Consider the following 25695-nt stretch of genomic DNA (forward strand, 5'->3'; position numbering starts at 1 on the left):
TCGGCGGCCAGTGGCGCCGAGGCTCAGCTCGTGGGGAAGACGGCCTCGACGCGGAACCCGCCGCCCTCTTGCTCGCCCGTCTCCAGCGTGCCGCTGATCAGTTCGACCCGCCGCCGCAGGTCGAGCAGGCCCATCCCAGGGCCGGCGCCGGAGACCCAGGCGTCCGGCAAGCCGGGCGTGTTGCGGACGGTGACCCGTACCGAACCGGGCAGGTAGCGGACCTGCACCCGCACCTCCGCGCCGGGCGCGTGCTTGCGCACGTTGGTGAGGGCCTCCCGCACCACCAGATACGCGGTCCGCCCCACGGCGCCGGGAACCGGCACCGGAACACCGGCCACCACCAGCTCCACCGGTATCCCGGCGGCTGCCGACTCCGTGATCAGCGGCCGCAGGTCGGGCAGCGGCAGCCCCCGGTCGAACCCCTCCCCGGGGCCCCGCCGGAGCAGCGCCGTCATGTGCCGCAGCTCCTCCAGCGCCTCACACCCCGTCGCGCGCAGCTCCTCGGCCGCCGCCCTGGCGCGCTCGTCACGCGAGGCCACGGCCAGCACCCCTGCCTGCAGCACCATCCGGCTCACCCGGTGGGTGACCACGTCGTGCATCTCGCCCGCCAGCCGCTCACGCTCCACCCGCTCGGCCCGTTCCGCCAGCTCGCGCCGCAGGCGTTCCCTGACGGACGTGTACATGCCGTACAGGGCCGCCAGCGCGATCACCGCCTCGGTCCGGAGGAGCAGGGGCAGGTCGGGATAGGCCAGCGCGGCCAGGGCAAGGATGATCACCGGCGACCACTGCGGCACCCCGCGGTGCCGCTCGGCCGCGAAGGCGAGCGCGCCGTAGACGGCGAACGGGCACGCGGGCGGCCAGAGCAGCAGCTCGCCGGGCAACGGCGCGGCGAGCTGCTGCGCCGGCACCAGCACCGACGACACAGGCAGCGCGATGGCCGTGCCCGCGCCGATCCAGGCGACGGTGAGCGGCGCGCGGCGCATCCACAACACCGGCAGCGCCGCCGCCACCAGGACCACGAGTACGGGCCCCGGATAGCCGGTCGCCATCGTCAAGCCGGCCGCGACCAGGACCGCGACCGCGTCGATCGGCCGCGGGCGGGCACCGTCCACCGGCTCATCGTACGATCATCCGACGACTCTGCCCAGACTCCTGCGGGGGTCAGACCTTGCTGATCCGCACGGCGTCGGCGATGACGTAACCGGCCGTGGCGGTCCAGCGGCTCACCCCCACGACGTTGTACGTCCCGGCCGCGAGCTGGTACGTGCCGAGCACCCGCCACTGCCCCCCGCCCGAGCGCTGGTCCACGGTGACGGTCTGGTTGCCACCGGCCGCGGCCACGATGTACGGCGTCGCGCTGTTGTACCCGGAGTCGCCCGGGTACCACACCTCCACCCGGTAGCTACCGGCACTCGGGATGGCCGCCCGGTACCAGGCCGGGTCGCTGGCCGAGACCGGCTCGGCGAAGCGGTAGTCGGTGCCGTGCGACTGCCCGGAGAAGGCGGAGGTGCCCCAGTTCGCGCCGGCGGTGAAGCCGGGGTCGGCGTTGTCGATCACGACGCTGAACGAGCCGCCCGACGAGCCCACGACCCGGCCCGCGCTGGGCGGGCTCTCCCGGTGCTGCCGGTTGAGCGCGGCCACATAGTACGTGTACGTCCCGGTGGCGGCGGACGTGTCGGTGAACGTGGTCTGCCGGGTGGTCCTGACGAGGTTGCGGGCGTCGGCGAAGAAGCACGGGTCGGCCGTGGACTGGGAGCCGTCCACCCGGTAGACCGCGTACGAGGTGTCCGAGCCCGTCCAGGCGAGCTGGACGCCGTTCGAGACTGGGGTGGCCGAGGTGATCGCGGGTGCGGCGGGCGCGCCGCCGGTGCCACGCGCGGGCAGCAGGGCGGGCCTGGTGTAGTGGGTGTTCACGAGCCGGGTCATGGCCCCGATGCGGTCGGCCCTGACGTCCTTGGCGCTGAAGTAGATGTCGCCGGCGACCTCGGGATGCCGCCGGTTGTCGGACAGGTGGTCGCTCAGCTCGGCCGGATCCTGCCAGGCGGCGTCCTGCCCGGAGGCGCCGGCGCGGTAGGCGGCCTGGCCTATGACGAGCTGTACGCCGCTGTCCCGGACGACGTCGGACCACCAGGCGGTGAGCACCTCGTAGGCGGCCGTCGGGAAGCCGATGTGCCAGTAGATCTGTGGCGCTATGTAGTCCACCCAGCCCTGTTTCACCCACTGCCTGGTGTCGGCGTAGATGGCGTCGTACGACTGCAGGCCCGAGGTGCGCGAGCCGAGCGGGTCGGTGCCGGCGTTGCGCCAGATGCCGAACGGGCTGACGCCGAAGGACACATGCGGCTTGGCCGTGTGGATGCGCTGGTCCAGCTCGCGTACGAGCTGGTTGACGTTGTCGCGGCGCCAGTCGGCGACGTCGCCGAACGCACCGCCGTACCTGGCGTAGGCGGCGGCGTCGGGGATGGTCTGGCCGCTCACCGGATAGGGGTAGAAGTAGTCGTCCAGATGCACGCCGTCCACGTCGTAGCGGGTGACGGCGTCCATGATCGCGTCCTCGATGAACTCGCGGACCTCGGGAATGCCCGGGTTGTAGTACAACTTCCCGTCGTAGGCGAACCGCCAGTCGGGGTGCTGCCGCGCCGGGTGGGTGGACACGAGCCGGGCGGGGTCGGCGTGGTTGGCGATCCGGTACGGGTTGAACCAGGCATGGAACTCCAGGTTCCGGGCGTGGGCCTCGTTGACCATGAACGCCAGCGGGTCGTACCCGGGGTTGCCGCCCTGGGTGCCGGTCAGCCACTGGGACCACGGCTCGTACGGCGAGGGCCAGAACGCGTCGGCCGTCGGCCTGACCTGCACCACGACGGCGTTCATCCGTTTCTGCACGGCCAGGTCCAGCCAGGCGCGGAACTCGGCCTGCTGCGCGGACACGCTCAGCCCGGTGCGGCTCGGCCAGTCGATGTTCGACACGGAGGAGATCCACATGGCCCTGAGCTGCCGTTTCGGCGTCGCCGGATCGGTCGCGCAGGCGGTGGAGGAAGCTAACGAGGAGGTGGGGGCCACGATGCTGACGACTGCGGCGGTGAGCGCCGCCAGGACGGTACGCAGGAGCGCGGTCACGAAAGGAAGTTTCAGCGTGATCACGATTATGCGCAATAGTTTTCACAACTTCGTGGGGGCCCAATCTTCCGGCGCCCCTCGACGAAACCCCGCAGGCCCCCGGAGGCCATTCCCCGGCCACCCGCCGGACGCCTCTGGTCGCGGGAAGCTGGGGCGAAAAGTTTCACCTAACACGGAAGTAATGTCAATTATCGACAATTGTCAGGGAGTGCCGTAGCGTGCTGGCCGTTATCGCCAACGAGGAGCCCCCCATGACTCTCGCCCGCACGCGATTAACCGCTTTCGCCACCTCTGTGCTCGCCGCTCTCCTCATCACCGCAGGCCAGCCCGTCCTGGCACAGGCCGAGGAGCCCGCGCTGCCCGCCGCGTTCGCCAAGGCGGCGGCCGACCACGACGTGCCCCGCGATCTGCTCGTCGCCGTGGCCTACGCCGAGACCCACCTCGACGGCCACAACGGCGAGCCCAGCGCCAGCAACGGCTACGGCCTGATGCACCTGGTCAGCAACCCCACCAACCACTCGCTCGAAAAGGCCGCCGAGCTCACCGACCTCCCGGTCGAGCAACTGCGCAATGACGACGCGGCCAACATCCTCGGCGGCGCGGCCGTCCTGCGCTCCCACGCCGACGCCCTCGGCCTCGACGACGCGGCCCGGCAGGACGTGGGCCGCTGGTACCAGGCCGTGGCCAAGTACGCGGCCGCCTCCTCCCCCGAGGCCGCCCGCCTCTACGCCGACGCCGTGTACGGGCAGCTCGGCCTCGGCATCGACACCCGCGGCGTGCAGGTCAAGCCGCAGGAGGTCACCGCCGACCGCGGCGAGTACGCCAAGGTCCGCGACCTGAACGCGCGGGCCGCGGTGGCCAGCCCCGACTACCCGCCCGCCGCCTGGGTGGCCGCCAGCACCAGCAACTACCGGGTCTCCAGCCGCGAGTCCAGCTACAACATCGACCGGGTGGTCATCCACGTCACCCAGGGCTCGTACGCGGGGACCATCTCCTGGTTCCAGAACCCCGCCGCGCAGGTCTCGGCCCACTACGTGGTCAAATCCTCCAACGGCGCCATCACCCAGATGGTGCGCGACAAGGACGTCGCCTGGCACGCCGGGAACTCCACCTACAACAACCGCTCCATCGGCATCGAGCACGAGGGCTTCGTCGACGACCCCTCATGGTTCACCGACGCGATGTACCGGGCCTCCGCCGCGCTGACCCGCTACCTCTGCGACAAGTACGGCATCCCCAAGACCCGGACCGGCATCATCGCCCACAGTGAGGTGCCCGGCGCGACCCACACCGACCCGGGCCGCAACTGGAACTGGACCACGTACATGAACTACGTGACCGGTGGCACCACCAACCCGCCGACGTGGACGACGACCGTCGACAACACCACCGCGGGCCAGTTCACCGCCAGCGCCAACTGGGGCACCTCCACCTACTCCACCCAGCGCTACGGTGCCGACTACCGCTTCGCCGACCCGGTCGCCTCCAGCGACCCGGCATGGTACTCGGCCGCGATCCCGAGCGCGGGCAGCTACCAGGTGGAGGTCTGGTATCCGGACGATCCCGGGTACAACAGCTCGGCGCCGTACATCGTGGCGACGTCGAGCGGCAACCAGACCGTCTACGTCGACCAACGGGCCGGCGGAGGCGCCTGGCGCAACATAGGCACCTTCACCCTCAACGCCGGCACCTACAACGTCGTCGGGGCGAGCCGCTGGACCTCCGGCACGGGGTTGGTCATCGCCGACGCCGTCCGGATCAGCCGCCTGTCCTGACACCTGATCGTGCGGCCCGCGCCCTCCTGGCGGCGCGGGCCACACCCTCAGCACCGCACCCTCAGCACCGCACCTGCGGATCAAGCGGTGGCGCCGCCGTCGATCACATGGTCCTGGCCGACCACGAAGCTCGACTCCGGCGACGACAACCACAGCACCGCCGCGGCGATCTCCTCGGGCGTGGCGACCCGGCCGATCGGCAGCGCGGTCCTCATCCGGGCGGCCCGATCCTCGGGGGTCTCGCCGGGGCGCATGGACATGGGCGAGTCGACGGGCCCGGGGCTGACGGCGTTGACGCGCACGCCCTCGCCGATGCACTCCCTGGCCGCGGTGCGGGTCAGGAAGCTCACCCCCGCCTTCGAGGCCACGTAGGCACCCGCTCCGGCCAGCCGCCAGTGCGCGCCGAGGTTGGAGGCCACGTTGACGATGGCGCCTCCGCCGTTCGCCCGCATATGCGCGATCTCGTGCTTCATCGATAGGAACACCCCCTTGAGGTTCACCGCCAGCACCTCGTCCCAGATGTCCTCGTCGTAGTCGGCCACCGGGGCCGCCTGGCCGAAGATCCCGGCCGCGTTGCAGGCCACATCCAGCCCGCCGAACCGCGAGACGGCGGCCTCGACCATGGCCGCCGCCTCCGCCGACCGGGTGACGTCCGCGACGAACGCGCCGGCCCGCCCGCCGGCCTCCTCGATGGGTTTCACCACCTCGGCGAGTTTGGCCGCGTCCCGGCCCACGGCCAGCACCGCCGCACCCTCGGCGGCGTACGCGAGCACCGCCGCCCGCCCCACGACCCCGCTCGCCCCGGTCACCAGCGCCACCTTGCCGGCGAAACTCCCAGCCATCGTCTGTCCCCTCGATATAAGATCGATCGTTCTCAAATTTGCACTGCCTTCATGGCCTGATCGACCGCGTCACGCAACCGGCGCGGGTCCGGATCGGCCCGGCCGAGCACCCTGATCCCCTGCAGCAGCACGAGCAGGAACCTGGCCAGCGCGTGCGGGTCCTTCCCCGCCGGGATCTCCCCCTGCGCACGCGCCCTGACCAGTGAAGAGGCGAGCGCCGTCTCCAGCTCCGCCCAGCTCGCCGCCACCTTGCGCGCCGCCACCGGGTCCCGCCCGGCCAGCTCCACCGCCGTGTTGACCACCAGGCAGCCCCGCCGCAGCTCGTCGGCCAGGCACTCGGCCACGTAGCGGTCCAGGAAGGCCCGCAGCGCGGGCAGCGCGGGGCCCGGCTGGGACAGCGGCTCGACCACGTCGCCCTGCTCCAGATAGCGCTCCAGCGCCTTCAGGTAGAGCTCCCGCTTGCCGCCGAACGTCGCGTAGACGCTGGCCCGGGCCACGCCGAGCCGCTCCACGAGATCCGACATCGAGGTCGCCTCGTATCCGCGCTCCCAGAACAGCTCGAGAGCCCGCTGCAGGGCGACCTCCGGATCGAACTCCTTTGTCCTCGCCACGGCGGCCAAGCTAGCATATTCAAGAACGAGCGGTCTAATTTTCTCACTCGGCGGCGAGCAGGTCCCTGGCCTGCTCCAGCACCGCGCCCACCGGGATGTCGGTCACCCACGACACGTCGTGCGGGCAGCGCTCGGCGGCCGGGTCCACGCAGCTCGCGCCGCACACCGGGCAGGCCGTGGTCCACGAGATCAGCGGCCGGTGCCTGGTCCTGCTGAGCGGTCCCGCGTTGATCAGGTTGCCGCACCAGTACACCGCGACCGTGGGCGTGCCGACCGCGGCGGCCAGGTGGCGCGGGCCCGTGTCGTTGGCGATCACCAGGTCGCAGCGCTCGTAGAGCGCGGCCAGCCCGCCGAGACCGAGCGCGCCCACGACGGGGATCGCGGGCCGGCGCATCAGGGTGACCACGCGCATCACCAGGTCCTTCTCCTCCCGCGTACCCGTCACCACGACGGGCCGCCCGACCTGGTCGGCCACCTCGGCGAAGCGCTCCACCGGCCAGCGCCGCCGCGGATCGCTCGCGCCCGGATGCACGGCCACCAGCCGCCGCGCCGGCTCGCCGAGTGCCCGGGCCAGCTCGGCCCGGTCGTCACCGGTGACCGCCACCCGCGCCTCCAGCCCGTCCGCGACCCCGCCGACCAGCGCGGCGACCTGCAGAAAGAGCAGCGTCTCGTGGTGATAGGCCAGGTACGGCACCCAGCGGTCCAGCGCCTGCGCCCCGGGCGCCCGCAACCCCGCGCTCACCCTGGCCTCCAGCCGCCGGATGAACGGATTGGAGTAACGCCCGCCCCCGTGGATCTGCATCGCCAGGTCGAAGCGGCGCCCCCGTAGCTCCTCGCACAGACCGTCGGGCGCCGCTCGGCCGATCTCGCGCGTGGACACGCCCGAGATCGGCGGCAGCACCACCACGTCGTCCACCGGCCCTGGCCGCCCGGCCAGGAAGCCGGCGTGCCAGGAGGTGCCGAGCAAGGTCAGCCGAGCGCCCGGGTAGGCCCGCTTGAGCGCCTCCAGCGCCGGCAACGCCAGCAGGAAGTCGCCGATCGCGTTGGCCCGCAACACAGCGATCCTCCGCACCCCGCCGACCAACGCCGTCTCGGCCCCCTCAGGCCGCCGGACGCTGCGCACATCCGCATGCGCGGGGTTGTGCGCCTCCGGCTGAGCCGGGGTGTGCACGTCCGGATGCGCGAAACTCATCACGCCCTCGTCCACAGGGCTGTGGACATCCGCGTTGACGGAACGGCGCGCGTCCGCGTGCGTGGAACGGCGTGCGGACGCATGCGCGGAGCCATACGGATCAGTGGGCGCGGAGTGGCGGGCATCCGCGGGCGCGCGGTGGTGCATAGCCGCCTGGCTACCCCGAGACCTCACCCGGGTAACTGGTTTGAGCTGGGCTTTTGCTGGTATTCGCTCCTCATGGGCACTGAGAAGGCCGTCAATGCGGTGGTCGTCGGAGATGTCATGCTCGACTCCTGGTTGCTCGGCTCGGCCAAGCGCCTGGCTCAGGAGGCGCCGGTGCCCGTGATGAGCCTGGAGGCGACCGAGGACGCGCCCGGCGGAGCCGCCAACACGGCGGCCAACCTGGTGGCGCTGGGTGCGCGCGTCCGGCTCGTCGGCGTCGTGGGCGACGACGACTGCGGGGACAAGCTGGTGCGGTCACTGCGGCTGCTCGGGGTCGAGACGGACCTGCTGACCGTGCCGGGACGGCGTACCTCGCACAAGTGGCGGCTGGTGGCCAGCGGCCAGCTCACCGCGCGCTTCGACGAGGAGGACCTCGACCTGCTCTCCGGTGAGGCCGAGCGGGATCTGGTCGAACGGCTCGCGGCGGCCCTGCCCGGCGCGGACGTGGTCGTCGCGTGCGACTACGGCGGCGGCGTGTTCACCCCCGCCGTACGCCGGGCGCTCACCGGGCTCCCGCTGCTGGTGGTGGACGCGCACGCGGTGGCACCATGGCGCGAATGCGGTCCGGCCGCCGTCCTGCCGAACTACGCGGAGGTCGTCCGCCTGCTCGGCCACACGGACGGGACGGCCGACCGGCTGGCGTACCTGACGTCGTGCTCCGACCGGCTGCTGGAGCTGACCGGGGCCGGGATCGTGGTGACCACGCTGGACGGCGAGGGCACGTTGCTGCACAGGGGTGGGCGCCGGCCGTACCGGACCTATGCTCAGCCCGCGCCCCATCACATGGCGACCGGCGCGGGTGACACCTACACCGCCGCGTTCGCGCTCTGGCTGGCCGACGGCGCGACGCCGGAGGAGGCCGCGGAGGCCGGCCAGGCGGCGGCCGGCGTCGTGGTGCGCCGCCAGGGCACGGCCGTCTGCACCCGGTACGAGCTGCTGCGCGCCCTGCGCCGCCAGGAGGGCGCCGTGCAGAGCGCCGAGCGCCTGGCCCAGCTCCTGGACGAGCACCGGCGCAGGGGGGAGCGGGTGGTGTTCACCAACGGCTGCTTCGACGTGCTGCACCGGGGGCACGTCAGCTACCTGGAGCAGGCGGGTCAGCTCGGCGACGTGCTGGTGGTGGCGGTCAACAGCGACGCCAGCGTGGCCAGGCTCAAGGGCCCGGGGCGGCCGGTCAACCCGTGCGAGGACCGCATGTCCGTGCTCGCGGCACTGAACGACGTGGACTACGTGACGGAGTTCGACGAGGACACGCCGGAACGGCTGCTCCGGATGATCCGGCCCGAGCTCTACGTCAAGGGCGGCGACTACACGCCGGAGATGCTGGCGGAGGCGGCGCTCGTCCGCTCGCTGGGCGGCGAGGTGCGCGTGCTCGACTACCTGCCCGACCGCTCCACCACCGCCATCATCGGCCGCCTGCGGTCGCTCCCCGACCGGCTTGACAGCGCGTGACGGATCACGGCGAGCGGGGCGCCCCGCAAGCGACCGGTCACAGCGCGCGAGATCGCAGGCGCTTCACCGGTCACGGCGTGCCAGGTCTCAGCGGATTGGGCACCGGGACGCAGCGCATGGTGCCGCCGTCCGCGCCCAGCCAGCGCAGCAGCAGGTTGGCCTTGGCCGGGACGTGCGTGGCCGCCAGCAGGTCACGCAGCTCCTCCGGGTCGTCATGGTCCTTCCCGCAGGCCGCGAACACGGCCCTGGCCCGCCCCCACAACTCGCCCCGTACCCCAGGATGGCGGGCGGCGACGGCACCGGCGATCTCGCAGAGGTTGTTGGTCAGCAGGCAGCACACCAGCCGCTCCCAAGCCCGGGCGCGCCCCAGCACGTGGCCGCCGCGCGGCAGCGGGTGGCGATCGGCGACGAGCTTGACCCCCTCGTGGTCGCGGAAGATCGCCCGCGCGGGGGTCCCGTACCCGTCCACGGCGATCAGCACGTTCTGCAGGTGGCATTCGAGCACGACCCCGTGGCGGAGGAAGGCGTGCAGCACCGGGGGCACCACGTGGTCGAGATAGCGCTCCCACCAGGCGAGCGCGCCCTCCTGGCCCAGCCCGTCGAGCGGGTTGCCGGTGAAGCCCTCGCTGACGCCGGCCGCCAGCAGCGCCGTGAGCCCGGGGCGCAGGTGCTCGCGCAGGCCGTCCCGGACGATCACCGCCAGCGCCTCGCCGCCGTCCTTCCCCAGCTCGGCGCTGCGGTAGCCGCGGTCGCGCAGCACGGCGGGACGCGGCACGTGCTCCGGCAGGTCGTCGAAGGCCGCGCCCAGCAGGTCGGCGAGCACGGCCAGCCGGCGCAGGTCGCGCAGCCACAGGCGCCGCACGTCGTTCGTGATCCGCACGTCCAGGCTGAACTTGCAGAACAGGTCCCACTCCGGCAGGTACACCGTGCGGATCGAGGAGGTCGGCACCGCCCTGGCCGCGCCGGCGCCCAGGTGGCGCAGCCGGCCGTCGCGCAGGCCGCCGAGCAGCTCCACCTGCCAGGGGTGGGCGGGCAGCAGGGCCAGCCCGTCGCCCGCGGGCGGCCCGAGCCCGTCCAGCGCCCCCGCGTCCCCCTCCTCGATCAGGTCCCCCACGGGCACGCCCAGCAGCGGCAGGGTGAAGCTCGCATGCGCTTCCGGCGCGTACGGGAGCCAGGCCCCCGCCCCCGCCCCGCCGCGGGCCTTGGGCGCGGGGTGGTAGCGGTGCCCGGCGACCAGCGCCTGCTCCGAACGCACGTACGGGTCCGCCGGCGGCACGGCGCCACGCCTGGTCGCCAGCAGCGTGGCCATGACGTCGCGGCTGTGCCGGATCTCGGCGGGCAACGCGTCGTTGGCGACCCCGGTGCCCGCGCGCAGCTCGGCCGCTGTCAGGCCGATCAGCTCCTCCAGCGGCAGCGGACGCCAGCCGGCGGGCGTACGCAGCGCCGGGTCGGTGGGGAAGCGGTCACCGCCGGCACGCAGGACGCGGCCGGTCGCGGGCAGCAGGTAGCCGCCGTCGCCCAGGTGGGTGGCGATCTCGCGGATGAGGCAGTTGAGCAGCGCCGTCGTCGCGAGAGCTTCGGCGTCTCTGTGTGCCTCCTGGTCCGTCCCGAAGGGCGGGAGGAGGCCGTCGGTGGTTGCCATGGGGACTTGCTCCTACCTTTTGTACCCGGTGCTGCCCACAGGGGTAGTTACCAGGCATATTTCTGTAGACAGGGGGGCATATGCGGCGGCTGGAGGCTGATTTCGCGGCGCAACTGGCCGCTGTACGCCCCGACCTGTCGGCGGCGTACGCGGCGGCGCTCCCCGGCGCCCGCGCCGCCGTCCTGGGCCGCCTCTGGCGCGGCCTCCTGTACGAGCCCCTTCCCGGCACCACCCCCAACGGCTCTGCCCGCAACCGGGCGGCGAGCGGGGAGCCCGGGCCCGCACCGCCTCCGATCGGAGAGCCCGGGGCCGTAGCGCCCGCAGGCCGGGAGGCGAGTAGGGCCGTGCCGCCTCCGGGGCGGGAGGCGGAGATCCTCCTGGCCGGCGGGCGCAGGCTGACCGGACGGGCGCGGTCGCCGCACGACCTCGGCGGCGAGCCGTGCCTGTGGCTGGACGGCCGGCCGCACACGCATCCGGCCGAGCTGATGTCCGCCCTCGACCTGCCCGGCGCCGCCCGCCTGGTCGAGGACCTGGACAACAGCGTCGCCTCCCTGGCGCTGTCCCGCGCGGGCGCCCTCGCGGGCCCGCACGCGGGCTTCGCGGACCACGAGCAGGGGGTGGTGGACGGTCATCCGTACCACCCCGGGTGCCGCAACCGGCCGGGGATATCGGTGGCCGAGCAGCTCGCGTACATGCCGGAGCACCGCCCCGTCGTCCTGCTGGACCTGCTCGCGGTGCCCGCCGGCGAATGCCTGGTGACGGGCTCGTGGCCGGCCGCCCTCACGGACGGCGACCGGCTGCTGCTGCCCGTGCACCCCTGGCAGACCACGCACGTCCTGCCCGCCCTGGGCCTGCGTCCGTACGCCACCGGGGCGATACCGGCACGGCCGCTGATGTCCGTACGAACCCTCGCCCCGCTCGACGGCGGCCCGCACGTCAAGACGGCCCTCAGCACCCGCATGACCTCGGATATCAGGGACATCTCCCCTGGTTCCGTACGCGACTGCGTCCCCCTGTCACACCTGCTCGCCACACTGTCGGCGCGCCGGGGCGGCCGCCCGCGCATCGCCCGCTACCTGGCCGGCGCCGCCGCCAGGGTCAACGGCGAGCCCAGTGCCGACCTGTCGGTTCTGCTGCGCGAGCCGTCGCCGGGGAGCGCGATCCCGGTGGCGGCGCTCACCCGCGTGCCGGCCGGCGGGCCGGACCAGTGGCTGGCGGCGTTCGCCCGGCTGGCCCTGACGGACGCGCTGGGCCTGCTGGCCCTCGGCGCGGCGCTGGAGGCACACGGCCAGAACCTGCTGGTCGTGCTCGACCGCGGCGGCTTCCCGGCCCGGCTGGTCTACCGCGACCTGGCCGACATCAGGGTCAGCCCCGCCCGGCTGGCCCGCAACGGCATCGAGGCCCCGCCGATCAGCGCCCGCCTGCTCTCCGACGACCCCGGGGTGCTGCACGCCAAGCTGTTCGGTTCGCTCGTCGGCACCACGCTCGGCAGCCTGATCTCGCTTTTCGGGCAGGGCGACCGCGCCGCGGAATCCCGGCTCTGGGCCGTCGTGGCGGCCGCCGCGCGGGACGCGTTCGACCGGCTCCCGGCGACGCCGGACGTGCGGGCCGACCGCGAGGTCCTGTTCGGGCCGCAGATCATGGTGAAGGGCCACCTGCTCGCCCGGCTGGACGGCGCGGCACCCGGGGACACCTGGGTCGGCGTGCGCAATCCGCTCGCGGCGTTCGCCTGAAGGCGTTCGTCCTCCCGCCGCGAAGCGCCTGGCTCTTTACCCGAGGTGGGAGGAAAATCGCCCTGAAGCGTGGCGCCGGGGGTCCGCAACGCGGGAGGAGGGAGACGGGCGATGATGGAGTTGTCAGTACGCCTCGTTCCCGTGGGTGACAGCACCCTGGTGATCGCCCTGACGGGAGAGCTCGATTCCACGACGAGGCCCGTGCTGGCCGCGTTCCTCGCCCCGCTCCCGCGGTCCCTGGTCAAATTCGTGATCGTCGCGGCGGCGGACCTGCGGTTCTGCGATCTCAACGGCCGGCACTATGGGATGAGGTCGGCGAGGGGGATCCGGCGGAAGGCGATGCTCTCGTACGGCCCGAAGTCGCCGGTCTCGAAAAGCAGGCCCACCGTGTCCGTGTCCAGCCGGACCAGGTCCGAGTAGGCCGCGGGCAGGCCTGACACCGTGTGGGCGACCCGCCAGGTGACGCCGAAGTCGGCGCTGGCGCGTACCGTCATCAGGGCCCGCGCGTCCGGGGCCGCCGGGCCCGAGAACAGCAGAACGTCGGGCGACGCGCACCACAGCACGCTGCCCTCCACCACCGGCCCCACCAGCCCCGTCTGCGGGCGGAAGGGGTGTTCCAGGCTCTGCCCGCCGTCGGCGGAATAGGCATCGGCCCTGACGCCCGGGGCGGTGGACTCGGTGCGGGTGTTGAGGTAGAGGCGCCCGTCCGGCAGCTCCGTGCCGGTGGTCTCGTTGACGTTGATGTAGCCGTCCGGCTTGTCGTCGAGGTAGCCGATCCGCCAGGTCCGGCCGCCGTCGTCGCTGAGCAGCGAATGGCCGCCGTTGTACTTGCCCTCCGTGCCGTTGTCGGATCCACTCGGGGGCAGGGAGTGGTTGGCGGGCACCACGAGTCGCCCCGCGTTCGGGCCCTGGCGCAGCTCCACGGCGTGCCCCGGGGTGGTCGCGTACCAGCGCCACTCGGGCCGCTTCACGCTGGCGGTGATCTCCGTGGGCGCCGACCAGGTGACCCCGTCGTCCGAGCTGACCTGCACGAACACGCGACGCCCGTCGGCCGCCGCCACCTGCCCGCGCCTGATCTTGTCCTCGGTCGCCGTCGGGCACTGCCTGACGAACACCAGCACGATCCGGCCGTCGCTCAGCACCACCGGCGCCGGGTTACCCGCGGTCCCCCTGCGCGGCTCCGTGGCGACCACCTGCAGAGCCCCCCACGTCGCTCCCCCGTCGGAGGACCGCCTGAGCACCAGATCGATGTGCCCGGAGTCCCCGGCCGACCCCCGCCGCCCCTCCGCGAACGCCAACACCGTGCCCTTTCCGGTCACCACCACAGCGGGAATCCGGAAGGTGTGGTATCCCTCGGTCGCCTGCCGAAACGGCACTGACGTGGGGTAACGATCCGCCATGCGAGCACGCTACGACGCCAGGGTTAACACCCCTTGACGTAGGACCGACGTAATGGCGAATGAGGCCACCGATACCAGTGCAACCCAAGGTACAAAAGTGCCCAAACCTCGCTACCCAGGGGGATTCGTGGCATGGCTGTGCCGCCGGGGAGGGGCTCCTCGGCGGCACAGGTGGTGAGGCCCGGTCGCTGGACCCGGCTCCTGGGCGTGAAAGAGTTGCACAGCATAGGCGAGTGCATCTGGGAGGCTGGGGTGGCTGACGAATTCGACGTCATCGTGATCGGCGCCGGTCCTGCCGGTGAGAACGTGGTGGATCGGGCCGTACGCGGCGGTTTGACCGTGGCGATCGTCGAGGCCGAGCTGGCCGGCGGCGAGTGCTCCTACTGGGCCTGCGTCCCCAGCAAGGCGCTGTTGCGCCCGATCGACCTGGCGGGCGAGGTACGCAGGGTCGCCGGCCTGTCACTCGGCGACATCGACGCGGCCAAGGTGCTGGCCTGGCGCGACGAGGCCGTCAGCAACTACGACGACGCCGGCCAGGTGAGCTGGATCGAGAACGTCCCGGGCGAGCTCGTACGAGGCCACGGCCGGCTGGACGGCCCCAAGCGGGTACGCGTCACCTCCCCCGAGGGCGAGCGCACGCTGACCGCCCGGCAGGCGGTCGTGCTGGCCACCGGCAGCACCCCCGTGATCCCGCCGGTGCCCGGGCTGGCCGAGGCGGCACCGTGGGGCAGTCGTGAGGCGACCGGGGTCAAGGAGGTCCCCGAGCGGCTGGTGATCCTGGGCGGCGGCGTGGTCGCCTGCGAGATGGCCCAGGCCATGCACGGGCTCGGCGCCCGCCAGACCACCCTGCTCGTACGCGGCGGCCGCCTGCTGGCCCGGATGGAGCCGTTCGCGAGCGAGATGGTCGCGGAGTCGTTCGCCGAGGCGGGGATCGACGTGCGCACCCGTACCGAGACCGTCAGGGTCGAGCGCCCCAAGCCCGGCGGGCCGGTGACGGTGCACCTGGCGGAGGGCCCGCCGCTGGAGGCCGACGAGCTGCTGGTGGCCACCGGCCGCCGGGCGGCGACGCGTGACCTGGGGCTCGACACGGTCGGCCTGCCCGAGAACACCCCCGTCGAGGTGGACGACAGCATGCGCGCGACCGGGGTGTCCGACGGCTGGCTGTACGCCGTGGGCGATGTCAACGGGCGGGTGCTGCTCACCCATATGGGCAAATATCAAGCCAGGATCGCCGGCGACGTGATCGCGGCGAGGGCCCGCGGCGACGAGCTGCCCGCGATGCGCGACCTGGCCGGCGGCTACGGCTCCCCCCAGGTGGTGTTCACCGATCCGCAGATCTGCGCGGTCGGCCGCACCGAGGCGGCGGCCCGCAAGGAGGGCTTCCGGATTCGCGTGGTCGACTACGACATGGGCGCGGTCTCCGGGGCTTACCTGCTGGGCGAGGGCTATCGCGGCCGGGCCAGGGCGGTCGTGGACGAGGACAGGAAGGTGCTGCTGGGCGTGACGTTCGCCGGCCCGGGCGCGGCCGAGCTGCTGCACGCCGCCACGATCGCGGTGACCGCCGAGGTGCCACTGGACCGGCTGTGGCACGCCGTGCCGTCCTTCCCGACGGTGAGCGAGATCTGGCTGCGGTTGCTGGAGACGTACGGGCTGTGAGCCGAGACGGCGCGCCCAGGCAGTACAAAGCACCCAGGCACCACCAAGCGCGCTCGGCGGAGCCTGCCGGGGACCTCGGCAGGCTCAGCGCGGCCCGCCCAGGCGCAGCACCACAGGTGGCGGAAGCGGGGCAGGGGCGGCCGGATCACCCGATCGCGTCGTCAGCTCCGCCACCGTCTCCTCGACGCTGTCACGCAGCTCCACATGTGACAGCAGGTCCGTCAGCCGCAATACGGACAGCAGATGACTGGTGGGGCGGACCAGGATGATCCGGCCGCTGCCCTCCTCCTCCATCCGCTGCATCGCCATCGCCAGCACACCGATCACCGACGAGTCGTAAAATTCGAGGTCGGCCAGGTCGAACACGAGCACGGGCCCCTCAGACCAGTCCCACACGGCCATGATGCACGCGCTGAACCGTATCCGGCCCGCGTGGTCGAGTTCGCCCTTGGCTCGTATGACCGTGCAACGCAGGTGCCGGATGGTCTCGATCTGCAAACCACTCGTCCCCACACTGTGAAACTTCCCGCTGTGCGGCGTAATCACGGGAAGGAGCAATTTTTTCCGGCCTATCGCGTCCCGGCGTCCTCTGAGCTGCCCAGGGGCCCGTCGAGCAGTTTGCCCAGGATCTCGGCGAGTGCCCGCGCGTCCTCGGCGGTGAGCGGAGAGGCCAGGAGCGCCAGGTTGGCGGCGTGCTCGGTGAGCGTCTCGTCGATGATCCGCAGGCCCTCGCCGGTCAGCCGGACGCGGAAACTACGCCGGTCGGCGGGGTCGAGGCTGCGCTCGACCAGGCCGGCGGCCTCCAGCCGGTCGAGCCGGTTGGTCATGCCGGCCCGCGACATCATCAGCACCGCCGACAGCTCCGACGGGATCAGCGTGTATGGAGGCCCGGACCGGCGCAGCGCGGCCAGCACGTCGAACTCGCCCTGGCGCAGCCCGTGCCGGCCGAAGACCCGCTCGACCCGCGGCTCCATGATCCGCATCACCTGGGCGAGCCGCGCGAACATCCCCATGGCCGACAGGTCGAGATCGGGCCGCTCGCGCCGCCACTGCTCGAGAATCCTGTCGATCGGGTCGCCCATGACCCGCATCCTATTCGGGCCGCGACCGGCCGGCCGCGCGTGCGGGCCGGCGCCGCGGGATCACTCCCGTACCCGGGCGGACTCCAGGGTGGGCACGACGCCGCGGCGGGGCGCGATGAGCACCAGCAAGGGCCACTGCGCCTGGTCCGGCAGCGTGAGCTCGGTGATGTTCGAGCGCGCGCTCTGCTCCGGCACCCCCATGTCCCCGCCCCGGATGCCCAGCACCCGCTCCACGAGCGGCGACGCCGCGCCGCACATCTTCCGGCCCGCGTGGCCCAGCCAGCGCAGCTCGCTGCTCATCCGCCGCCACGTCACCGGCAGCAGGCTCGCCGCCTCCGCCTTCGCGCCCAGCCTGAGCGTGAGCCGGCCGCTCGACCCGAACGTGTCCCTGAACACCGGGTTGATCACGAGCATGCCGGAGCGCAATACGCGCAGCCCCTGCCTCCGGTTCCAGTTGGCCAGCCCGCCGGCGCTGACCAGCGAGGAGAACTCGCAGCGCAGGCCGTCCAGCGTGTCGGGGTCGAACTCCGACTCCGGGATCAGCTCGAACACGACCTTGTTCAGCCGCAGCCCGGCCACCCCGTCGGGCAGGACGCGGCCGGAGGCGGCCTGCCTGACCTGCTCGGAGATGCCCTCGCCCTCCATGATGTCGAGCACCTCGACGCAGATCAGCCCGTCGTCGGGGATCTCGTCGGCGGACAGCTCGAAGGCCACCTTGGCGTGCGCCCGCCGGCCCTTCAGCAGCACGCACTGGCGCAGCCGTCCCTGGGAGCGGACCTGCACCAAGCGCGGCAGCGCCGGGCCCTGGGGCTCAGTCTGACCGTTGTGCCAGCCGTTGACGGACATGTCGTCCGTGGACAGCGACACCTGCACCCGCAGCGGCCGCCCGTGCGCGGCCACCTTGAACCCGACCAGCCCCGACGCCTCGAACCTGCCCACGATGTGACCGCCCCGCTGCAGCCGGTCGGTCACCTGCAGGGCGGAGATCTGCCCGCTGAGCAGATGTACGGGCGGGATCGCGGGGAGGATCACCTGGTCCAGGTCGGTCGAGGATTCTGAGCTGTTCATCGGGGGCTCCCCTCGGAGGTGAAGGCGACGTCGAGATCGTGGAAGTCGAATCGGGTGAGGACGGGTTCACGCCTGTCCCACATGCGGCGTACCGCGGTGTAGAGCGGATCACCGTCCCGCTCGGCGTACGCCAGGCTGACGGCGAGCGCGCGGGCGTAGTCGTCGCCGTGCGCCCAGTGCGGCAGGAGCTGGGTGGGCACGTCGGCACCGCAGCGGCGGAGCCAGAGCCACAACCGGGCGCGCTCGCGCTGCTCGGGCCCGAGGATGCTGTCGCCCTTGGCGTGCCTGCCGATGGCCGCGTCGAGCAGCCGGCCGAGCTCGGCGGGCGAGCGCACGACGTGCGTGGCGCCGCAGGCGCCGCCCTCCGACCAGCCGGCCTGGATGACGGGGATGCCGTACGCGGGCAGGTCGCTGTCGCCGAACGTGACGCCCACGTCCGTCAGGCTCCAGAGGATGTTCGCGCTCAGGGAGCCCGTCACGGACCTGATCCGCGGGCGGTCGTGCCCGACGGGGTCGAGGAAGAGCCAGTTGGCGGACTCGTTCCCGGCCGCGTACTCCGCCGCCGCCTCGAACAGCTCCCTGTCACCCGGCTCGTGGCCGAACACGGTGATCGTGGCGCGGTCGGGGTCGAGGCCCAGGCGGGCGCAGCCGTAGTAGCGGAGCTGGCGGCGCTCGGTCTCCGTACGGATCTGGTAGCCGCTCTTGGAGCGCCAGGCCGCCCGCTCCGCGCTGGGCCTGATGGCCTGCCTGCGCGGCCAGACGTGCCGCTCGAAGAACTCGCCGACCCTGGCGGGCATCTCGTCCTGGTACGAGACCGGGCCCTGATCAGGGAACAGCGTGTACGCCCGTAGCCCGCCCGTGCCGTGGACGTGCACCACCGGCACGTCCCTGACCTCGGCGGCCTCGACCCGGCTGGTGACCACCGCGGCGGGCGGCGCCTCCGGCCTGGCGTCCCCGGTGGACCCGAACGCCTCGGCCAGCCGCTTCCACTCCGGCTCCGCCAGCACGACCAGCCGCGCCGAGAGCAGGCCGCAGACGGCCTTCGCGACCATGAGGGTACGCGCCACGACCCTGATGTCCTGGCCGTGCGCCTCCGCCACGACGTATCTCGCACCGCCGTGGCGTTCGCCCCAATATGTCCTGACGGCGGAGAGCAGAAGATCGGCGGGCTCGCCATCTCCGGCATGACGCATTAGACCCTCCCCCACGCAAGAAAACGACCCCGTTGATGTTCCGTTGACGTTGCCAGAGCCGCGGCCGCGCGACCCGCCGACAACCCGCTTCTTTGCCCGGGGCTGGCGGAAACTCGCCCCGCCGCACACGACCCGTCCCGGGGCGGACGCCCAAAAGTGACCAAAAACACCGCGTCAACACCGAACTAAACAGCCCCGCGGCGGGTCCTAGTTTTTACATGGAGCACGTATGGCGGGGTTTAGGATGCACCCTATTGCCACGAATGGGAGGAATCACCAGCATGGGTTCCCGTATGTCGAGTCTCGGTCGCCTGACCGCCGCGGCGGTGGCGGCCGGCGTGGTGGCCGCGGCCATCGCCATCCCCGCGGTCGGCGGCACGGGCGCGATGTTCGTATCGGCGTCGGAGGACCTGGGCATCCAGCCCGAGGAGTTGAAAGAACCCCCACTGGCTGAGAAGACTACCGTGCTCGACGCCAAGGGCAATCAGATCGCGCAGTTCTACGAGCAGTACCGCGAGAACATCACGCTCGACCAGGTGGCCGACATCATGAAGAAGGCCATCATCTCGATCGAGGACTACCGCTTCTACGAGCACGGCGCGATCGACATCGAGGGCACCATCCGCGCCCTCGCCAAGAACATGGCCTCGGGCGGCATCGCCCAGGGCGGCTCCTCCATCACCCAGCAGTACGTCAAGCAGGTGCTGCTCAACTCGGCGACCTCCGAGAAGGAGAAGAACGCGGCGCTGGCGGCCAGTTACGCCCGCAAGCTCCGCGAACTCCGGTACGCGCTGGCCGTCGAGGAGAAGTACACCAAGGACCAGATCCTCGAGAAATATCTGAACATCGCCTACTTCGGCGCCGGCGCCCACGGCATCGAGGCGGCCGCCAAGCGCTTCTTCGGCGTGAAAGCCGCCGACCTCACCCTGGTGCAGGCGGCGACCCTGGCCGGCGCCGTGCAGGACCCCAACATGACCGACCCCGCCCGTGGCAAGGATTACCGGGCTCGGCTGCTCGCGCGGCGCAACGTGGTGCTCGACCGGATGGCCGAGCTGCAGAAGATCACGAAGGAGCAGGCCACCGAGGCCAAGGCCAAGCCGCTCGGCTTCAAGGACACCCCGCTGCCGGGCGGCTGCGAGGCCAGCCCGTATCCGTACTTCTGCATGTACGTCCGCAACGAGGTCCTCAGTAACAAGGTCTTCGGCGAGACGAAGCGGGCCAGGACGCAGCTCCTCAACACGGGCGGCCTGACGATCCAGACCTCGCTCGACCCGAGGATGCAGAAGGCCGCCGAGCGGGCCATCAAGAAGCACGTTCACCCCTCGGACAGCCCGGTCGCCTCGGAGGCCCTGGTGCAGCCGGGCACGGGCCAGATCAAGGCCATGGCGGCCAGCCGCACGTACGGCACCAGCAAGCGCAGGAACGAGATGTCGTACAACGTGGTCGCGAACGCCGCGCACGGTGGCGGCATCGGCTTCCAGGCCGGCTCGACGTTCAAGACGTTCACCCTGCTCACCGCGCTCGGGCAGGGCATGAAGATCAATGATGGGTTCACGGTCGGCAGCGGCTACCGTGCCCCGTACTACTCCTCGTTCAAGAACTGCAAGGGCGAGAACATCGCCGACCCCACCTTCACCGTCACCAACGACGAGGGCGGCGGCGGCTTCAAGTCGCTCGCCACCGGCACCTGGGGGTCGGTGAACACCTTCTTCATGCAACTGGAGCAGAAGGTGGGCCTGTGCAACGTGGTCAGGACGGCCAGGTCGCTGGGCATCAAGCGTTCCGACGGCAACCCGCTGCAGGAGTATTCGACGTTCACGCTCGGCATCAACGAGATGGACCCGGTGACCGTCGCCAACGCCTACGCCGCGATCGGCGCGCGCGGCAAGTACTGCACGCCGATGGCCATCACCAAGATCACTGACCGCTACGGCAAGGTGAAGACCTACCAGCCGCAGTGCAAGCAGGCGATCGACGCCGAGGTCGCCGACGCCGCGGCGAACATCCTGTCCGGCGTGTTCACCAAGGGCACCATGAGCAGCGTGGGCGGCATCGGCCGTCCGGCCGGCGGCAAGACCGGCACCACGGACGCCCAGTCCACCGCCTGGTTCGCCGGGTTCACCCCCGACCTGGCAGGTGCGGTGAGCATCGGCGACCCGCGCGGCGCGGTCAACCACAAGCTGAACAACGTCACCCTCGGCGGCACCTACTACGCCTCGGTGTTCGGGGCGTCCGTGCCTGGCCCGATCTGGAAGGACACCATGATCTCGGCGCTGAAGGGGATCCCGCCGACCGAGTTCACCCCCGTCAACACCGCCCGCTTCGGTGGCTGCGGCCAGAGTTGCGCTCCCGTCCAGTCGGAGCGGCCCGACGAGGGCGATCAGGGGGACGGCGGCAACGTGGCGGACAGCCCGCTCGACGAGGCGGACCGCGGCGACGCCACCTTCGGCTGAGCCGCGATCGGCGGTTCGCGCTCCTTGGTCCGTCGCGGTCGCGACGGACCGGCGCGGCCATGACGGTCCGTCGCGGCCGTGCACGGCAACCCGATGCCGTGCACGGCCGCGATCGTGACGGGCCAAGGGGTGCCGGGCCCAACCTGGTCGCCAACTTTTTTCGCCGGAACGCCCTGAGGCGGACCGCCCTCCGCCGACCGGACCACCACGTCGGCGGAAACAGTGGCCGATCCATGGAATCCCCGCTGCAGAATGTCCCGCCGGAACCCCCGGACGCGCGGAGAACATTTATCCAGAGGGGGTTTCGAGATCGTCAGATTTGACGAATCGGGTGGGGAAATATGGCGTGATCCACATTCGGCTCAGAAACCACTGACGGTCACCACCGCCCCTAGCTGAGCAGATTCGGCGGGCGTCCGTACAGTCGGACGCACTCGCTGCAAAGGCCCTATTAACAGCGGCGAAACATTGGTAACGTGGGAGCGCTCCCAGGCTCTCTCCGCGAGGTGCTCCATGACCGAGCAGCCCACACTGGCACAGGTGGCGGCCGCTGCCGGGGTTTCCCCCGCGACCGCATCTCGGGTCCTCACGGGCTCGGTGCGGGTCAGTACCTCGACCCGCCGCCAAGTTTACGACGCCGTGTCCCGCATGGGATACGTCCGACAACGCGCACCACGGGGAACGGCCGCCAAGACCATGGCCGACGGCGTGACCGCAGTGATCTGCGACCACCTTCCCCGTCTCTTCTCCGAGCCCTACTACGCCAGGCTCCTGTCCGCCGCGGGCGGGGTGATCACCGAACACGGCACCCACCTCATGGTGACCACCGTCACCCCCACCTCCTCGACCCTGCCCGCGCTGTCGGGCGCGGTGCTCATCGTCGGCGCCAGAGAGCGCCATCCCCTGGCGATCAAGTTATCCACCTCGGGCGTCCCGGTGCGCAACATCGGCCGTCCGCCCCACGACCTCAAACTCCCCTACGCCGACGTCGACAACCTCGACGGCGGCCGCCAGGCGGCCGAGCACTTCCTGCTGACCGGCCGCCGCAACGTCGCGGCCATCGGCGGCCCACCGTCCCTGCCGGCGGCCCGCGACCGATTAGAGGGCCTCGTCCGCACACTGCAGGCGGCCGGCGCCCCCGACGTACCGGTGGCCTACGGTGACTTCACCGCCGCCTCCGGCACCCACGCCATGCAGTGGTTGTTACGCCACGCCCCCGGGCTGGACGCCGTGTTCGTCGCCTCCGACCTGATGGCCGCGGGCGCGATCCAGGCACTGCGCCGCGCCGGGCGCAAGGTTCCGTCGGACGTCGCGGTGATCGGGTTCGACGACGCCCCGGTCGCCAGGCACACCGTCCCCGCCCTCACCACCGTCCGCCAGCCCGTCGAGGAGCTCGCCGCGGTCGCCACCAGGCTGCTCCTGACGGGAGCCGCGGGGATCGACCCCGTCCTCCCCACGGAACTGGTCGTCCGTGAGTCGGCTTGAGCCTGGGGACGTGCTGGCCCGCCGGTACCTGTTGCTGGATCCGCTGGCCCGGGGGGGCATGTCGGTCATCTGGCGTGCCTTCGACCAGTCGCTGCACCGGATGATCGCGGTCAAGGTGCTCATCGCCTCGCTGCACGCCGACCTCGACGAGCGGGTCAGCGTACGCAGCGAGGCCCGCGCCGCCGCCCGCTTCATCCATCCGGACTCCATCGAGATCTACGACTACGGCGAGACCGTGACCACGAACGGCGGTGTGGCGGCCTACGTGGTCATGCCGCTGCTGGACGGCACGCCGCTGGGCGAGCGGATCGAGGCGGGCCCGCTGCCGTGGCCCGAGGCTGCGGCCATCGCGCTGCGGCTGGCCCGGGTCCTGATGGCCGGGCACGCCCGCGGCCTGGTGCACCGGGACGTCACGGCGGAGAACGTGCTGCTCACCGCCGACGGCCCCAAGCTGCTCGACTTCGGCATCGCGGCCTGGGCCGGGGACCCCGACGACGACCGCGGCACCCCTCCCTACGTCGCGCCCGAGCGGTTACTGGGCGCGCCGACGCATCCCGCGGTCGACGTCTACGCCCTGGGCGTGCTGCTGCACACCATGCTCACCGGGCGCACGCCGTATCCCGAGACCACGTGGGAGGAGATCGAGGCGGCGCGCAGGACGGCTCCCCCGCCCCGGGCCGCCGGCGTGCCGAACGCCGTCGCCTCGCTCTGCCAGCGCTGCCTGGCGCACCGGCCGGAGGACCGGCCGACGGCGGCGGAGATCGTCAAGGCGCTGAACTCCGCGCTCGGCGCCGCGACCCTGGGGCGGCACGTCAGGCGCGGACTCACCGTCGCGGGCTCGGCGGCCCTCGCGCTGTCGGTCCTGCTGTGGTTCCAGCAGACGGGGCTACGGCAGCCGGAGCGGGCGGCCGAACCGGAGCGGGTGGCCGAACCGGCGAGCTCGCCCACGGACAGGCTGCTGGCGAGCTCGCCCGCCGCGGCGAGCACCGTCGAGCAGGCCATGGCCGGCTTCCAGACCGTGCTGGAGGCCAGGACGCCGTGCGGCGCGACCGACGCCGACGTCGTGCTCGACCTCAAGCAGGTGCTGCACGCCACCGTGACGCCGCAGGGCCCGTACGAGTCGGACACTGGGGGCCTGCGCCAGAAGCTCTCCGACAGGCTGCGCGAGGGCCGGCTGGAGCCGGCCTGCCTGAGCGAGCTGCAGGCCAGGCTCGACGAGATCGACGTCGCCCTGGAACGGGACTGAGGAGGGGTACGGCAGCACCAGCCGTACCCCTCGATCGCCCGGCGGCGCCCCTCGCAAAGCACCCCGGGCGAGCCTCAGGCGCAGGTGTAGCCGGTGGGCACCTGCGTGTTGCCGTTCGGCCTGCTGGCCTGGTAGCCGAAGCTGACCGAGGCGTTCGGCCCCAGGTCGCCGTTGTGGGCGAGGTTCCTGACGGTGACGGTGCCGCCGCTGACGGTGTAGCTCGCGTTCCAGATACCGGTGATCGTGTGCCCGGACGGAAGCGGGAAGGTGACCGTCCAGCTCGTCCTGCCCGCGGAGCCGTTGGTGACGGTCACGGGCTGGATCACGTAGCCGTTGTTCCAGCTCGTCTGGGTGGTGGCGGTGGCCGTGCAGGCGCCGCCGCTCCCGCCGCCGGTGAGCGTGGTCACGGTGACCGGGGCGGAGGACTGCGAGAGGTTGCCGGCGCCGTCCCTGGCCTGGATCTGGTAGCGGTAGGTGGTGGCGGGGCTCAGGCCCGTGTCGGTGAAGGAGGTCGTGGTGCTGCTGCCGACCCTGGCGAAGGCGTCACCGGTGGCGCGCAGGATGTCGTAGCCGGCCAGGCCGCTGCCGCCGCTGTCGGTGGAGGCGCCCCACCTCAGGGTCGTGCCGGTCGAGGTGGTCCCGGAGGCGGTGGGGGTGCCGGGGGTGCTCGGCGGTGTGGTGTCGGTGCCGCCGCCGCCCGAGGCGAAGGAGAAGGAGTTGACCGCGAGTCCCGCGCCGCCGATCCAGGGTTCGAATCCGGCCTGCACGCTGGTGAGATACCACGACCGCTGCGCGTAGCCGCGGCTGATCGCGTCGGCGTAGAAGGTGTTGATGGCGAAGTCCAGCGACGAGGTGGGCGAGGTACGCACGTACGAGATCACGTTCCAGCCGATGTTGCCGAACCAGACCTGCCAGGTGGCGCCTCCCAGGTTGGCGGTGCCGACCTGGGACCCGACCGGCTGGATGGAGCCCTGCCGGTTGAGCCAGATCATGATCTCGGCACCGGTGTTCTGCCCGTCGGTACGCGGCGTGGGATCGAACCAGAGGTCGTAGGCCGCGTTCCAGGTGCCGCTGCCCGGATAGGTCATGCTCACGCTGCTCCGCAGCCCGCCGAACGAGGAGGAACTGGCCTGCATGGGCAGGTTGCTGCCGGTGCTGCAGGTCGCGTAGTGGCAGCCCGCGTAGATCGACGGATAGGCCGCGGGCGAGCCGTTGGTCGCCTTGTTGTGCGCGGACTGGGTGATCGTGAAGCCGCCGCTCTGGTTGACGTCGATGCACTGGGCGGTGTCGGCGCCCCAGACGTTGTTCATCACGACGTAGCGGCCGCTCTGGATGCTGGTCGAGCCGTACTTCTCGCACAGCACCGGGGCGGCCTGCGCCGGGGCGGCGAACAGGCCGGTGGCGAGTAGCACCCCGATGATGAGGTGGATGTGCGCGTGCCTCATGGCATGTTGCTCCCGCTTCTGCGTTCGGGGGAGGGAGGTGCTGGGAGCGCTCCCAGCATCAGCCTTCCCGGCACGCCCCGGTACGGCAAGCGGGCATGACCGCGG

The 25695-nt window shown here is 71.8% G+C and carries 19 protein-coding genes; 7 read left to right on the forward strand and 12 right to left on the reverse strand.

Annotated features, from left to right (window positions below; all coding sequences use genetic code 11):
• Positions 1–23 precede the first annotated feature (23 nt).
• Both ABGB18_RS36970 and ABGB18_RS36975 read right to left on the reverse strand, forming a co-directional pair.
• Positions 24–1112: a histidine kinase gene (locus ABGB18_RS36970; RefSeq protein ID WP_347700318.1), complete on the reverse strand. Its 1089-nt coding sequence runs from the start codon at positions 1110–1112 to the stop codon at positions 24–26.
• Positions 1113–1161: 49 nt separating this feature from the next.
• A complete protein-coding gene (locus tag ABGB18_RS36975; RefSeq protein WP_347700319.1) occupies positions 1162–3114 on the reverse strand; it encodes a family 10 glycosylhydrolase in 1953 nt (650 codons plus the stop codon).
• Positions 3115–3365: 251 nt separating this feature from the next.
• On the opposite strand from ABGB18_RS36975, the gene ABGB18_RS36980 reads away from it, so the two are divergent.
• Positions 3366–4889 carry an N-acetylmuramoyl-L-alanine amidase gene (locus ABGB18_RS36980; protein ID WP_347700320.1) on the forward strand — a complete coding sequence of 508 codons (1524 nt, stop codon included), beginning with the start codon at positions 3366–3368 and terminating at the stop codon, positions 4887–4889.
• Between the two features lie 80 nt (positions 4890–4969).
• On the opposite strand, the gene ABGB18_RS36985 is transcribed toward ABGB18_RS36980, so the two are convergent.
• Genes ABGB18_RS36985 through ABGB18_RS36995 form a run of 3 tightly spaced genes read right to left on the reverse strand, consistent with a single transcriptional unit; the run spans position 4970 to position 7534 of the window.
• Positions 4970–5731: an SDR family oxidoreductase gene (locus ABGB18_RS36985; protein ID WP_347700321.1), complete on the reverse strand. Its 762-nt coding sequence runs from the start codon at positions 5729–5731 to the stop codon at positions 4970–4972.
• Positions 5732–5763: 32 nt separating this feature from the next.
• The gene (locus ABGB18_RS36990) at positions 5764–6342 is read right to left on the reverse strand and encodes a TetR family transcriptional regulator (RefSeq protein ID WP_347700322.1); all 579 of its coding nucleotides are present in this window, start codon (positions 6340–6342) and stop codon (positions 5764–5766) included.
• A gap of 43 nt (positions 6343–6385) precedes the next feature.
• A complete protein-coding gene (locus ABGB18_RS36995) occupies positions 6386–7534 on the reverse strand; it encodes a glycosyltransferase family 9 protein (RefSeq protein ID WP_347700323.1) in 1149 nt (382 codons plus the stop codon).
• 219 nt (positions 7535–7753) lie between these two features.
• Between ABGB18_RS36995 and rfaE2 the strand changes: the two genes are divergently transcribed.
• On the forward strand, positions 7754–9187 hold the full coding sequence (gene rfaE2 / locus ABGB18_RS37000) for a D-glycero-beta-D-manno-heptose 1-phosphate adenylyltransferase (RefSeq protein WP_347700324.1): 1434 nt from the start codon (positions 7754–7756) through the stop codon (positions 9185–9187).
• Positions 9188–9257: 70 nt separating this feature from the next.
• On the opposite strand, the gene ABGB18_RS37005 is transcribed toward rfaE2, so the two are convergent.
• The gene (locus tag ABGB18_RS37005; RefSeq protein ID WP_347700325.1) at positions 9258–10829 is read right to left on the reverse strand and encodes an IucA/IucC family C-terminal-domain containing protein; all 1572 of its coding nucleotides are present in this window, start codon (positions 10827–10829) and stop codon (positions 9258–9260) included.
• A gap of 80 nt (positions 10830–10909) precedes the next feature.
• Here ABGB18_RS37005 and ABGB18_RS37010 point away from each other — a divergent pair, with 80 nt between their 5' ends.
• A complete protein-coding gene (locus tag ABGB18_RS37010; RefSeq protein WP_347700326.1) occupies positions 10910–12562 on the forward strand; it encodes an IucA/IucC family protein in 1653 nt (550 codons plus the stop codon).
• Between the two features lie 299 nt (positions 12563–12861).
• Here ABGB18_RS37010 and ABGB18_RS37015 read toward each other — a convergent pair whose 3' ends face one another.
• Positions 12862–13962, reverse strand: coding sequence for a sialidase family protein (locus ABGB18_RS37015; protein ID WP_347700327.1), 1101 nt, complete (start codon positions 13960–13962; stop codon positions 12862–12864).
• A 252-nt stretch (positions 13963–14214) separates the two neighbouring features.
• Between ABGB18_RS37015 and ABGB18_RS37020 the strand changes: the two genes are divergently transcribed.
• Positions 14215–15618, forward strand: coding sequence for an NAD(P)/FAD-dependent oxidoreductase (locus ABGB18_RS37020; RefSeq protein ID WP_347700328.1), 1404 nt, complete (start codon positions 14215–14217; stop codon positions 15616–15618).
• A gap of 84 nt (positions 15619–15702) precedes the next feature.
• Here the strand turns inward: ABGB18_RS37020 and ABGB18_RS37025 are convergent, their stop codons facing one another.
• The 4 genes from ABGB18_RS37025 to ABGB18_RS37040 all read right to left on the reverse strand — a co-directional run bounded on the left by ABGB18_RS37025 (position 15703) and on the right by ABGB18_RS37040 (position 18961).
• The gene (locus tag ABGB18_RS37025; RefSeq protein ID WP_347700329.1) at positions 15703–16116 is read right to left on the reverse strand and encodes an STAS domain-containing protein; all 414 of its coding nucleotides are present in this window, start codon (positions 16114–16116) and stop codon (positions 15703–15705) included.
• A 71-nt stretch (positions 16117–16187) separates the two neighbouring features.
• Positions 16188–16700 carry a MarR family transcriptional regulator gene (locus ABGB18_RS37030; protein ID WP_347700330.1) on the reverse strand — a complete coding sequence of 171 codons (513 nt, stop codon included), beginning with the start codon at positions 16698–16700 and terminating at the stop codon, positions 16188–16190.
• A 60-nt stretch (positions 16701–16760) separates the two neighbouring features.
• Positions 16761–17768, reverse strand: coding sequence for a hypothetical protein (locus ABGB18_RS37035; protein WP_347700331.1), 1008 nt, complete (start codon positions 17766–17768; stop codon positions 16761–16763).
• Positions 17765–18961, reverse strand: coding sequence for a hypothetical protein (locus tag ABGB18_RS37040; RefSeq protein ID WP_347700332.1), 1197 nt, complete (start codon positions 18959–18961; stop codon positions 17765–17767). Before ABGB18_RS37040 ends, ABGB18_RS37035 begins: the two co-directional genes overlap by 4 nt.
• A 293-nt stretch (positions 18962–19254) precedes the next feature.
• Here ABGB18_RS37040 and ABGB18_RS37045 point away from each other — a divergent pair, with 293 nt between their 5' ends.
• The 3 genes from ABGB18_RS37045 to ABGB18_RS37055 all read left to right on the forward strand — a co-directional run bounded on the left by ABGB18_RS37045 (position 19255) and on the right by ABGB18_RS37055 (position 24145).
• Positions 19255–21414: a transglycosylase domain-containing protein gene (locus ABGB18_RS37045; RefSeq protein WP_347700333.1), complete on the forward strand. Its 2160-nt coding sequence runs from the start codon at positions 19255–19257 to the stop codon at positions 21412–21414.
• A 513-nt stretch (positions 21415–21927) separates the two neighbouring features.
• Positions 21928–22899 carry a LacI family DNA-binding transcriptional regulator gene (locus ABGB18_RS37050; RefSeq protein ID WP_347700334.1) on the forward strand — a complete coding sequence of 324 codons (972 nt, stop codon included), beginning with the start codon at positions 21928–21930 and terminating at the stop codon, positions 22897–22899.
• Between the two features lie 10 nt (positions 22900–22909).
• The gene (locus ABGB18_RS37055; protein ID WP_347700335.1) at positions 22910–24145 is read left to right on the forward strand and encodes a serine/threonine-protein kinase; all 1236 of its coding nucleotides are present in this window, start codon (positions 22910–22912) and stop codon (positions 24143–24145) included.
• A gap of 74 nt (positions 24146–24219) precedes the next feature.
• Here the strand turns inward: ABGB18_RS37055 and ABGB18_RS37060 are convergent, their stop codons facing one another.
• Positions 24220–25590: a cellulose binding domain-containing protein gene (locus ABGB18_RS37060; RefSeq protein WP_347700336.1), complete on the reverse strand. Its 1371-nt coding sequence runs from the start codon at positions 25588–25590 to the stop codon at positions 24220–24222.
• Positions 25591–25695: the final 105 nt, after the last annotated feature.

Origin of the sequence: Nonomuraea sp. B12E4, from assembly GCF_039871825.1 — a bacterium.
Classification (GTDB): domain Bacteria; phylum Actinomycetota; class Actinomycetes; order Streptosporangiales; family Streptosporangiaceae; genus Nonomuraea.